Here is a 10,647-nt window from a genome sequence, read left to right on the forward strand (position 1 = left end):
GGCGGCGGGTTTCCAGCTCCGCGGACGCCGGCTGGTGGTGATGGCCAGGGCGCTGGCCGAGAAGTACGCCGAGGCGGGCAAGCCCAGCTCGACGTACTTCTGGAAGGCCGTGCGGCAGGCGGAGACGTCCGTGCGGGCGGTTGAGGCCCGGCAGGAGGCGGAGGTCGGCTGACGCCTCCCAAACACCGGCGCGCCCCACAGGTTGGAGGAGGGCCGGCGCGGCCGGAGGAGGGTCAGCGGGTCAGGACGCGTACGTTCCCGTACGTGCTGCGGGCGAGGATGGTCCTGGAGCTGGACTTCGTGCTCTTGATGTCGGAGTGCTCGGAGCCGTCCTGGCTCTCGACCTTCACCTGGTAGGAGTCCTTCGGCACCCGGACGGTCACGCCGCCCTCGCGCGACTTCACATCCAGGTCCGCGGGCGGCGCGGCGAAGGCCAGGGAGATCGAGCCGTCCAGGGTGCGTCCGTGCACGCTGGACGACCGCAGTCCGTCGCCCTCGATCGTGCCGGAGTCGCTCAGCAGGCGCAGCTTGCCCGAGGTGTTCTTCACCTCGATGCGGTCGCCGCTGGAGACGTCGACGTCCTGGGTGAGGCCGTTCAGGATGACGCCGTCGGGGGAGTCGATCGTCAGCCGCACCCCGGCCGGGACCCTCACGTGGTAGCGCGCGCCGCAGTCGCCGACGATGAGCGTGCAGTCGGCGCTGAGCCGCAGCACGCCGTCGCGCAGCGACCAGGAGGGGCTGGTGGACGCCTTGCCACGCGTCCAGCGCCGCACCTCGACGGCCGGGCTGGTGGCGGGCAGCACCCGCACCCCGCCCAGCGACGACGAGATCTTCAGTTCGGCCCCCGTGAACGGGAACGTCCGGACGGCGGGCACCTCATCGCTGTCGAAGCGCACGCTGCACCCGGTGACCGCCAGAATTGCCACGATTACCAGCAAAAGCCTCATGCAAACGATCGTGGCGAAGCGGCGGCGAAGCCCCATCGGCCGTTCGACCGATGCCCCTCCGCCATTCGGCCATAGGAACCACGGCCCCGACGCCAAGGCGCCGGGGGAACCCGAGCCCGCTACAGCGCCGACAGCAGGGCGTGCACGTGCGGCAGGGGATCGCGCCCCAGCGGCCGGACGACCACTGTCCCCGCACCCGCCGCCCACATGCTCCTGACCTGCTCCGCCGCCTGCTCAGGGGTCCCGGCCGCCATGACGACGTCGTGCGGCGACACGCCCAGGTAGGCCGCCTGGTCCCGGACCACCGGATGGGCGAGCCGGTCCGCCTCCTCGCCGATGTGCAGGAAGGTGAAGACGCCCAGCTCGTGGTCGTCGCCCCCGGCGATCCGCTCGGCGATGCCGGGCAGCTGCGCCGGGCCGACGCCCTCCGGCACGATCGTGCCCTGCGCGACGCGTCCCGACAGCGCCAGCGAGCGCGGCCCCTTCACGCCCGCCAGGACGGGCGGCGGCACGGCCGGCGGATGCACCAGCGACACGCCGTCGAGGTGCACCGCCTTGCCGTGCAGGGTGACCGTCTCGCCGCGCAGCAGGGCGCGTACGGCCGTGATCGTCTCCTCCAGCAGGGCGAGCGGCGACGGCACGGCCGCGCCGACCTGGCGCATCCATTCCTGCACACCGTGCCCGATGCCCGCGGCCAGCCGGCCGGGATGCATCCGGGCCAGGTTGCCGATCTCCATCGCCAGCAGCATCGGATTGCGCAGCGGCGCGGGGGTGATGCCGATGCCGACGCGCAGCCGGGACGTGACGGCCAGCGCGGTGGCCGCCGCCGAGACGCCGCCGGTCCAGCCCAGGTCCTCCACCACCCACAGGTCGTCGACGGTGGTCTCGTCGAGCGCCCGGGCGAACGGGATCAGCTCCTCGGGCGGCAGATCCCGGTCGAACATCACGCCAAGTCTCACGAAGTCCTCCAGTAGTAGCGGAACAGCCGGCCGATCTCCGAGTATCCGGCACGCAGGAAGGCGTTCGCGGTAGGCGTGTCGCCCACGTCGGTCCCGGCGACGACGCGCCGCAGTCGGCCCGGCCGGCGTGCGCGTGCCGTGCGCCAGCACCTCGTCGGGGCGCAGGTCGCGGCGCAGCGCGGCCGCCGCCGCGGGGGCGGGGCCGGGCTCGAACTACCGGACGATCACCGGGTCCGCGCCTGCGAAGGGGGCCCAGCATGCCAGGTGCGCCCGCCCTTCCGCGAAACACCACTCCGGCCGGGTCCTGCCCTCGGCGAAGGCGACGGCGAGCTGGGAGCGGGCAGGGTCGGGGAACTCGTCGAACAACGTGCGGGCCTCCGGACGTGAGAGGGATCTTCCCGGGAGCCTACGAGCCGCTGGCTCCGGGGAGATGTGCCCTCAATGACATCACGTTCATGATCCGGGCCGGACGGGGTCAGGCGGCCGGATCGAGGGCGGCACGGGCCTCGCCGAGCGAGGCGCTGGTCTCGAAGTGCCGGTCGAGATTGGTGATCGTGAGCAGGTGACGGATCATGCCGGGCCCGAGGACGAGGATCATGCGTCCTCTCATGTCCTGGACGTGACTGAGCGTCGCCACCAGGACGCCGAGGCCCACCGAGTCGCAGAAGGGCACCTCGGTCAGGTCCATCACCAGGTTGAGCGGATCAGCCGCCGCCAGCGCCTGATCGAGCTCGGCGCGAAGCCGAGGAGCGCCCGCCACGTCGAGATCGCCGACGACATGCAGGACGGTGCAGGGGTCCTCCCGCCAAGACTTGACCACCATGCCAATCACGTGCCCTGGCTTTACCTGGTTATGCCTATTTCTTGCATATGTTCTCCATGGCGGTCTTGGTGGTCGGCGTGGAGCTCGGCTTGCTCGCCGGGGTGTCGGGCTGCTTGAGCTTCTTGATCTTCGGCTGGTCGCTGCCGGCGATCACCTCGACGCCCTCGACGTCGGCCTGCTTCAGCTCCGCGCCCGGGATGACGGACGCCACCAGGCGCGCGGCCGCCTCCTGGCCCGCGGCGTAACGCACGAGGGTCTGCTTGTGGTCCTTCTTGCCGGTGTTGCCCGGCTCACCGGGCACCTTGAACCCGGAGGCCACCAGCGCCGACTTGGTGCGCGCCCCCAGCCCCGTGATGAGCGTGCCGTTCATGACCTTGACGGTGACGCTCTCCGGCGGGACCACGGTCTTGGCCGGCGACGGCGTGGCCGTCTTGGTCGGCGCGGGCTTGGCGAGGTCCTGGTCGGCGTCGATGCGGCGGAACATGTCGCGGGCCGCCGGACGGTCCCACAACACCGCCGACTCGCCGGTCGGGGCCTTGAAGTCGACGTTCGCGAGCGGCACGTCGGCGAAGCGGACGTCCTCCAGCGACACGTCGCGCAGCTGGGTGGCCAGCCCGATCAGCCCGTCGTCGGGGTCGACCTTCACCGTGCTCAGGGTGGAGTTGACGAACGCGGCGAGCTTGGCCGGGTTGGCCAGCGTGTCGGCGCTCAGCGCCCGGTTGAGCAGCGCGGAGATGACCTGCTGCTGCCGGTCGATGCGGTCGAGGTCGGAACGCGCGGTGGCGCGGGTGCGGGCGTAGCCGAGCGCCTGGGCGCCCTGGAGCTGGTGGGTGCCGGCGAGCAGGTTGAGGCCCGTCTTGGGGTCGTTGATCGGGATGGGCGTGCAGACGGTGACGCCGCCGAGCGAGTCGACCACGTCGATGAACCCGAGGATGTTCACCTCGATGTAGCGGTTGATCTCCAGCCCGGTGGCGGCCTTGACGGTCTGCATGGTGAGCTTCGGCCCGCCGAACTGGTAGGCAGAGTTGATCTTGTGGTCGCCCTTGCCGGGGATCGTCGTCCAGGTGTCGCGCGGCAGGCTCACCACGGTGACGCGCTGGTGGTCCTCCGACAGGTGGATGACCATCATCGTGTCGGTGCGCTGGCCGGACTCGCGGCCCAGCTTGAGCTGGTTCTGCTGCTGCCGGGTCAGGTCGTCGCGCTTGTCGACGCCGACCAGCAGGATGTTCTCGGCCCCCTGGGACTTGGGGGCGGTCACGCCCGCGTCGACCGTGCCGATCTGGCGCGGGGTCGCCCACACCACGCCGGTGGTGACCAGGATGCCCGTGGACAGCAGGCCGGCGACGATCACGTTGCGGCGGCGGGCCTTGGCGCTCCGCACGGGCCTGCGTGGACGGGTGGCAGGAGTGAGCCTGACGCCGCCGTAGGCGTCGCCGCCCACCAGCACGCCGCCGTCCTCCTCGCCCGCTTCGCGCATGCCCTCCTCCTCGGATCCGCCGGGGACACCGGGGCTTTCGATTGCCCTTCTCCCCTGGTCGTACAGTAGCGTGAGCCCCGCCATGAAGCAGTTCCCCGACTCGCCGCACGCGCCCGCGGAGACGCGCGGCTGGCCCCCCATCTCCGTCGTCATGCCGGTCCTCAACGAGGAGCGGCACCTTCGCGAGGCCGTCGACCAGGTCCTCGCCCAGAGCTACCCCGGTGAGATCGAGGTCGTCCTCGCCGTGGGTCCGTCCCAAGACCGCACCCAGGAGGTCGCCGACGCCATCGCGGCGGCCGACCGCCGGGTGACCGTGGTGCCCAACCCGACAGGTCGCACGCCCAACGCGCTCAACGCCGCCATCGCCGCCGCACGCAACGGCATCATCGCCAGGGTCGACGGGCACGCCATGCTGCCCTCCGACTACCTGCGCGTCGCCGTCGAGACGCTGGCCGAGACCGGCGCCGACAACGTGGGCGGCGTCATGGCGGCCGAGGGCGTCACACCGTTCGAGCAGGCCGTGGCCTGCGCCATGACCTCCAAGATCGGCGTCGGCGCCGCGGCCTTCCACGTGGGCGGCACCGCGGGCCCGGCCGACACCGTCTACCTCGGCGTGTTCCGCCGCTCGGCGCTCGACCGGGTCGGCGGCTACGACGAGCACTTCCAGCGGGCTCAAGACTGGGAGATGAACCACCGCATCCGCCAGACCGGCGGGCTGGTCTGGTTCCAGCCGCGCATGCGGGTCACCTACCGTCCGCGGCCCAACGTCAAGGCGCTGGCCAAGCAGTACTTCCACTACGGCCGCTGGCGGCGCGTGGTCGCGCGCACCCACGAGGGCACGATCAACCTGCGTTACCTGGCGCCGCCCGCCGCGGTGCTGGCCATGGCGCTGGGGCTGGTGCTCTCGCCGTTCTTCCCGCTGACGCTCGTCGTCCCCGGGGGCTACGCGCTGGCCATCGTGGCCGGCTCGGCGGTCACCGGCAGCGGGCTGCCGGGCGCGGTCAAGCTGCGGCTGCCCCTCGTGTACGCCGCCATGCACGTCTCGTGGGGATGGGGCTTCCTCACCAGCCCGCGGAGGTTGTCCAGGCCGCCACGCTGATCACGAGCCCGAGAAGACCCGCTCGACGGCCGCGTCGAAGCGGGTCAGCGCGTCCGGGTACTCCGGCCCGAGCAGGTAGCTCCTGAGCTTGATCCTGGCTCGGGCCAGGGTGTCCTCACCGTCCAGGAAACCGGCGAGGGCCGCGAGGTCCTCGCCGAGGAGCACCCCCGCCTCGGTGCTCGGGTAGCGCTCGTGGAAGGCGCGCTCGGGCAGCCCCGCGACGTTCGTCACGGCGTACGGCTTCTCGCTGGCCAGGAAGTCGGCCACGACGCTGGAGATGTCGCTGATCAGCAGGTCGCACTCGTTGAAGCAGTCGTACAGGTGCGGGCTGTCGCCGGTGACGATCAGGTGCCTGATCTCCGGCGCCCCGCCGGGACTCGACGGATGCCTGGCCTTCGACCTGGCCAGCTCGGCCGCCTCGATCATCGACACGATCCTGCGGTGCGCCCGCGCGGCGCTCTTGTCGCGGTGGCCGGTCAGCGGGTGCGGCTTGTAGATGATCCGCAGCTGCGGGTCGTGGTCCAGCAGGGCGCGCACGATGCGCGGGCCCATGGTGATCAGCGACGTGTGGAACAGGTCGTCGTTCCAGCCCTCCCAGGTGGGGGCGTACAGGACGGTCCGGTACGGCAGCCCCGGGCCCTCGGTCGAGATGCCTTCGAGCTGCGGCCGGCCGACCTCGTGGATGCTCTCGTCCCGGACGCCCACGCGGGCGCGCCGGTAGCGGTCGCGACCGGCCGGCCCGGCCACCCACACCTCGTCGTACACCCGGGAGAACGGGTTGAACGACGCCTCCTTGTCGCTGTCGCCGTGGTTGAGGAACACGCTGCGCAGCGTCGGGATGCGCAGCATGTGGACGTTGCGGCCGACGTTGGAGACGTACAGGCAGAGCTTGGCGCTGAACAGGGCGCGGAAGCTCATCAGGTCGGCCGAGGACGGGATGCAGACCATCGGCAGCGTGGTCGACTCCAGGTGCCTGGCCATGCCGCGCTCGCGCAGCACGACGATCGCCCGCCGGTTGATGCGTTCGAGGGTGGGCAGCCACATCCTGGCCTGGTAGGCGGCGGCCGTCGCGCCGGAGAAGTACAGGATGACCTCCGGGTCGTAGGCCCTGACCTGCTCGCCCACGACCTCCAGCACCCTCGCCCGGTCGCCGAGCGGCCGGGTGCGGCGCACGTACGGCAGGAGCGCCAGCACGCCCGCCACGCCGAGCAGCAGCGCCACGCCCGCGCCGGCCGCCCCGGCCGCCGCGCCGAAGGTCGCGCCGAGCACCGGCAGGACGTCGAGCCCGAGGAAGCGCAGGCCGCGGTGGGCGCCCAGGAACGGGGGCGGCATCTTGGGGATGCGCAGCGCGGACACGTCGAGGTTGCGGGTGGTCACCGGCATGCTGCTGAGCGTCTGCCGCAGGCGGATGACCAGCCCCGAGTGCGCGGCCCGCGCGCCGTGCAGCGCGAACAGCCCGGCGGCCAGCGCCACGAACCACGGCGAGTCGGCCCCCGACACCCGCGCCACCAGCAGCAGCGCGGCCGTCTCCCGGGCCGCGAACCGCAGCGTGGTCCCCAGGTGCATCCGGCTGAGCAGCTCGGTCACCCCGCCGGCCAGGCGTGCCGCGGCGAACTCGACGGCGTAGGAGACCACGGCGACCAGCCCGAACAGCAGCGGCGCCGGCCACAGCGCCGAGGCCAGCAGGACGGGGTAGCAGCCGAGCAGCGCGCCGATCGCCAGCAGTCTTCTCATGCGACCGCACGGTAACAACCCGCAGGTCAAGGGCCTTCCACGCGAACGTCTACGACATGCCCGGACACGTCAGGAGATGGACCCCCTGATCGCGAAGAGCTGCTCGGCGATCCGCAGGTCGTCCGGATGGGTGACCTTGATGTTGCGCTCGCTGCCGGGGACCAGGTGGATGGGCACCTCGGGCAGGTAGCGCAGCACCACGCCGCAGTCGTCGGTGGCCGGGCGCTCGGCGAAGCCCGGGTCGGCCATGGCCCGCTCGTACGCCTCGCGGATCACCGAGAGCCGGAAGCACTGCGGCGTCTGGCTGCGGCGCAGCCGCGAGCGGTCGAGGACCTCGCCGATCACCTCGCCGTCCGGGCCGGGCACGGCCACCAGGACCGTGTCGGAGCTCGGGATCGCCACGTTGACGGCCCGGTGGGTGCGCAGCGCCGCCACGCACTCGGTGATGATCCGCGGCTCCAGAAGGGGCCGTACGGCGTCGTGCAGCAGCACGTCGCACTCCTGCGTGCCCAGCGCCCGCAACGCCCGCCACGTGCTCTCCGTACGGCTGCGGCCGCCCTCCACGATCTGGGTGACCTTGCGGTGGCCGCCGTTCGCCACGATCTCCTTCACCCGGTCGGTGAAGCCGGGCGTCATCAGCACCACGATCTCGTCGATCTCCGGCGCCCGCTCGAACACCGCGATGGAGTGCTCCAGGATCGTCCGCCCGGCTACTTCGATGAGCTGTTTGGGTATCTCATGTCCGACCCGCTGCCCCACGCCTCCCGCGAGGAGCACTCCGACCGACCGCCGCGCTGCATCCATGTCGGCAGCGTAACGGTCCTGTTCCGTGATATCGCGCGCCCCTGTCGCTACGCTGTGTCCACGCACTCCCTACCGGGAGGAGACCTGCGCTTTGCCCGACTCACTCACCCGCGAGGGCACGACCACCTCGGTGGTGCTGCTCGCCACGACCCCGGCGTGCCGGCTCTCCTGCGCCGACGGCACGCTCCTCGACCGGCTGAGCGACCAGTTCGCCGCGCTTCCCGTCCGTGACGTCCAGGTGGTGACCCCCGGTGGCGGGCTCGGGGCCGACCTGCGCGGGGTGGCCAAGATCGCCCGGGTCTCCTCGGGCACGGTCGTGGTGCTGCCCGCCGACCTCGTCGCCCACACCGAGGCGCTCGCGCTGCTGCTCGAACATCCCGCGCGCGACACCGGGGCGCTGGTCTCCCACGACGAGGCCGCCGCCCCGATGCGGCCGCCCGTACGCGTCGAGTCCGGCAGGGTGGTCGCCGCCGGCAGCTCGTTCCACACCGTCCCGGAGGCCAACGCCACCTTCAGGGGCGTGCTCCAGACCGGCGAGGCCGACCTGGCGTCCCTGGCCGACATCGCCGAGGAGCTGGCCGAGCTGGCCGACCTGGGCAAGCTCGGCCCGGTCACCCCCGTCGAGGCGGTCGACCTGCTGCTGGTGGGCCTGGTCAGGGCCGGCGTACGGGTGCGCGCCGCCTCGATCGGCCCGCTGCACGCCGACCGCGTGACCGGCCAGCACGCCGCCGACAGCGCCCTGACCAGGCTCGCCGAGGTCGACGAGGCCAGGGTCCGGCTCGACACCTCGGTCAAGGAGGACGACGGCTTCTTCGCCACGTTCTTCGTCTCGACCTGGTCGCGCCACCTGATCAGGCCGGCCGTCCGCCTCAAGCTGACCCCCAACGCCGTCACCGGCGTCTCGATCGGCCTGGCCGCGCTGGCCGCCGTCTGGTTCTCGGCCGGCACCCAGTCCGGGCGGGCGGCCGGGGGCGCGCTGTTCGTGATGTCGTTCGCGCTCGACTGCCTCGACGGGCAGCTCGCCCGCTACACCCGCACGTTCTCCCCGCTCGGGGCCTGGGCCGACGGCATGGCCGACCGGCTGAAGGAGTACCTGGTCTACGTCGGGCTCGCCTTCGGCCACGGCGGGACCACGATCTGGTACCTGGCCGCCGCCGCGATGATCACGCAGGTCGTCCGCCACACCATCGACTACTCCTACGCCGGGGCGCTGGCCGACGCGGGCCGCGTCGGCGCGCTGTGGGCCAGGCCCGCCCGGTCGCTGCTGGAGCCGGCCGACGCGCGGCACGCCCACGGGATGCTCGGGCTCGCCCAGCGGCTGGAGCGCGACTCGCTCGCCCGCTGGCTCAGGAAGATCGTCGTGCTGCCCATCGGCGAGCGGACGGTGCTGATCGCCGTCACCGCCGCCGTGTGGGACGCCAGGGTGACGTTCGTGTCCCTGCTGTGCTGGGGCGGGGTCGCCGCCCTCTACCAGCTCGCCGGGCGCCTGGCGAGGTCGGCCCGGTGAGGGCCGCCGGGGCGGGCGAGGCGGCGGCGGTTCGCCGGATCGGGAGGTGGGCAGCGTGATCTCCGTGCACATGACCCCCGTGCCAGAGAGCAGGGTCGTCGCCTACCGCGACGACGGGCCGCTCTCGCGCGCGATGGGCCTGCTCGTGGCCGGGCAGCTCCCGCCGCTGCCGCCGGTGATCGCCGGCACGTTCGTCACCGGCGTGCTGCTGCTGATCGGCGTGGCCGGGTCCGACGGGCTCGCGGTGTTCGCGCCCGCCGTGACGCTGCTGCTGGCCGGCCCCGGCAGCACCCACCCGCACGACGGCCGCTTCGACTGGCTGGTGCCGCCGATCCTGCGGCTCATCGAGTACAGCTTCGTCGCCGCCTGCGGCTTCGCCCACGGGCTGCCGCCGGTGCTGACCTTCCTGCTGCTCGGCGCGCTCGCCTTCCACCACTACGACCTGGTCTACCGGCTGCGCCAGCGCGTCTACCCGCCGGCCTGGCTCTCGACGCTCGGCCTCGGCTGGGACGGCCGGATGATGGCGGTCTCGCTGGCCGCCCTGGCCGGCTGGATGACCGCGGGCTACGTGCTGCTGACCCTCTACCTGTGGGCGCTCTTCGGCTGGGAGAGTGTCACGTGCTGGCTGGCCGCGCCCCGATCGGGCGTCGAGGCGGGCGAGATGGGAACGCAAGACTAACGCCGGATTACCCGCGAAGGGGCCAAAGGCAACTAACCTTTGGGCACACGTAGTCATGCTCGACCGAGGAGTGCACGTTGCTGGGAATGGTTCTGGCCGCCGGGGCCGGACGACGCCTGCGGCCGTACACCGACACGCTGCCCAAGGCGCTCGTGCCGGTTGACGGCGAAACCACGATCATGGACATCTCGCTGCGCAACCTCGCCGAGGTGGACCTGCGGGAGGTCGTGGTCGTCGTCGGTTACGCGGCGCAGGCCGTGCACGACCGCAAGGAGGAGCTGGAGAGGCGCCACGGCGTCAAGCTCACCCTCGTGCACAACGACAAGGCCGAGGAGTGGAACAACGCCTACTCCCTGTGGTGCGCCCGCGACTACTTCGCCCAGGGCGTGCTGCTGGTCAACGGCGACACCGTCCACCCCGTCTCGGTGGAGAAGACGCTGCTGGCCGCCCCCGAGACGAGCGACGTCCTGCTCGCGGTCGACAACGTCAAGAAGCTGGCCGACGAAGAGATGAAGGTGACCCAGGCGATGATGCGGTTCATGCCCGCGTGGGCCACGCTCAAGGCCGTGGCGCACACCCTGCCGTACGACACCGCGCTCGTCTTCCCGTATCAGCGGG

Annotated in this window: 11 protein-coding genes; 4 read left to right on the plus strand and 7 right to left on the minus strand. The window is 72.0% G+C overall.

The window, feature by feature from the left end:
- Positions 1 to 233: 233 nt before the first annotated feature.
- From ACWCSD_RS37695 to ACWCSD_RS37715, 5 genes are all read right to left on the minus strand, one after another.
- Positions 234 to 926 carry a DUF4097 family beta strand repeat-containing protein gene (locus tag ACWCSD_RS37695; protein ID WP_357702629.1) on the minus strand — a complete coding sequence of 231 codons (693 nt, stop codon included), beginning with the start codon at positions 924 to 926 and terminating at the stop codon, positions 234 to 236.
- 140 nt (positions 927 to 1,066) lie between these two features.
- A complete protein-coding gene (locus ACWCSD_RS37700; RefSeq protein ID WP_449922124.1) occupies positions 1,067 to 1,906 on the minus strand; it encodes an LLM class flavin-dependent oxidoreductase in 840 nt (279 codons plus the stop codon).
- 213 nt (positions 1,907 to 2,119) lie between these two features.
- Positions 2,120 to 2,272 (minus strand): hypothetical protein, encoded by a 153-nt coding sequence (locus ACWCSD_RS37705; protein WP_449922126.1) that lies wholly within the window; start codon positions 2,270 to 2,272, stop codon positions 2,120 to 2,122.
- A gap of 109 nt (positions 2,273 to 2,381) precedes the next feature.
- Complete coding sequence (locus tag ACWCSD_RS37710) at positions 2,382 to 2,729, minus strand: STAS domain-containing protein (RefSeq protein WP_352349177.1); 348 nt, start codon at positions 2,727 to 2,729, stop codon at positions 2,382 to 2,384.
- Between the two features lie 34 nt (positions 2,730 to 2,763).
- Positions 2,764 to 4,206 (minus strand): LCP family protein, encoded by a 1,443-nt coding sequence (locus tag ACWCSD_RS37715; RefSeq protein ID WP_449922128.1) that lies wholly within the window; start codon positions 4,204 to 4,206, stop codon positions 2,764 to 2,766.
- Positions 4,207 to 4,288: 82 nt separating this feature from the next.
- Here ACWCSD_RS37715 and ACWCSD_RS37720 point away from each other — a divergent pair, with 82 nt between their 5' ends.
- Positions 4,289 to 5,305 carry a glycosyltransferase family 2 protein gene (locus ACWCSD_RS37720; protein WP_352349181.1) on the plus strand — a complete coding sequence of 339 codons (1,017 nt, stop codon included), beginning with the start codon at positions 4,289 to 4,291 and terminating at the stop codon, positions 5,303 to 5,305.
- On the opposite strand, the gene ACWCSD_RS37725 is transcribed toward ACWCSD_RS37720, so the two are convergent.
- The gene (locus ACWCSD_RS37725) at positions 5,306 to 7,039 is read right to left on the minus strand and encodes a CDP-glycerol glycerophosphotransferase family protein (protein ID WP_449922130.1); all 1,734 of its coding nucleotides are present in this window, start codon (positions 7,037 to 7,039) and stop codon (positions 5,306 to 5,308) included.
- A 69-nt stretch (positions 7,040 to 7,108) separates the two neighbouring features.
- Positions 7,109 to 7,843, minus strand: coding sequence for an IspD/TarI family cytidylyltransferase (locus tag ACWCSD_RS37730; protein ID WP_352321586.1), 735 nt, complete (start codon positions 7,841 to 7,843; stop codon positions 7,109 to 7,111).
- Between the two features lie 91 nt (positions 7,844 to 7,934).
- Here ACWCSD_RS37730 and ACWCSD_RS37735 point away from each other — a divergent pair, with 91 nt between their 5' ends.
- The 3 genes from ACWCSD_RS37735 to ACWCSD_RS37745 form a co-directional block, all read left to right on the plus strand.
- Positions 7,935 to 9,350 (plus strand): CDP-alcohol phosphatidyltransferase family protein, encoded by a 1,416-nt coding sequence (locus tag ACWCSD_RS37735; protein WP_387668864.1) that lies wholly within the window; start codon positions 7,935 to 7,937, stop codon positions 9,348 to 9,350.
- 55 nt (positions 9,351 to 9,405) lie between these two features.
- Positions 9,406 to 10,029: a DUF5941 domain-containing protein gene (locus ACWCSD_RS37740; protein ID WP_397165032.1), complete on the plus strand. Its 624-nt coding sequence runs from the start codon at positions 9,406 to 9,408 to the stop codon at positions 10,027 to 10,029.
- Positions 10,030 to 10,106: 77 nt separating this feature from the next.
- A partial coding sequence (locus ACWCSD_RS37745) for a phosphocholine cytidylyltransferase family protein (RefSeq protein ID WP_449922134.1) occupies positions 10,107 to 10,647 on the plus strand: 541 nt, incomplete at its 3' end.

This window comes from Nonomuraea sp. NPDC001684 (assembly GCF_053596515.1).

What these genes read in the sequence shown, in the direction of transcription:
- ACWCSD_RS37710 (WP_352349177.1), bottom strand. Translation starts at nt 2,729, where the DNA reads ATGGTGGTCAAGTCTTGGCGGGAGGACCCCTGCACCGTCCTGCATGTC.
- ACWCSD_RS37720 (WP_352349181.1), top strand. Translation starts at nt 4,289, where the DNA reads ATGAAGCAGTTCCCCGACTCGCCGCACGCGCCCGCGGAGACGCGCGGC.
- ACWCSD_RS37725 (WP_449922130.1), bottom strand. Translation starts at nt 7,039, where the DNA reads ATGAGAAGACTGCTGGCGATCGGCGCGCTGCTCGGCTGCTACCCCGTC.
- ACWCSD_RS37730 (WP_352321586.1), bottom strand. Translation starts at nt 7,843, where the DNA reads ATGGATGCAGCGCGGCGGTCGGTCGGAGTGCTCCTCGCGGGAGGCGTG.
- ACWCSD_RS37715 (WP_449922128.1), bottom strand. Translation starts at nt 4,206, where the DNA reads ATGCGCGAAGCGGGCGAGGAGGACGGCGGCGTGCTGGTGGGCGGCGAC.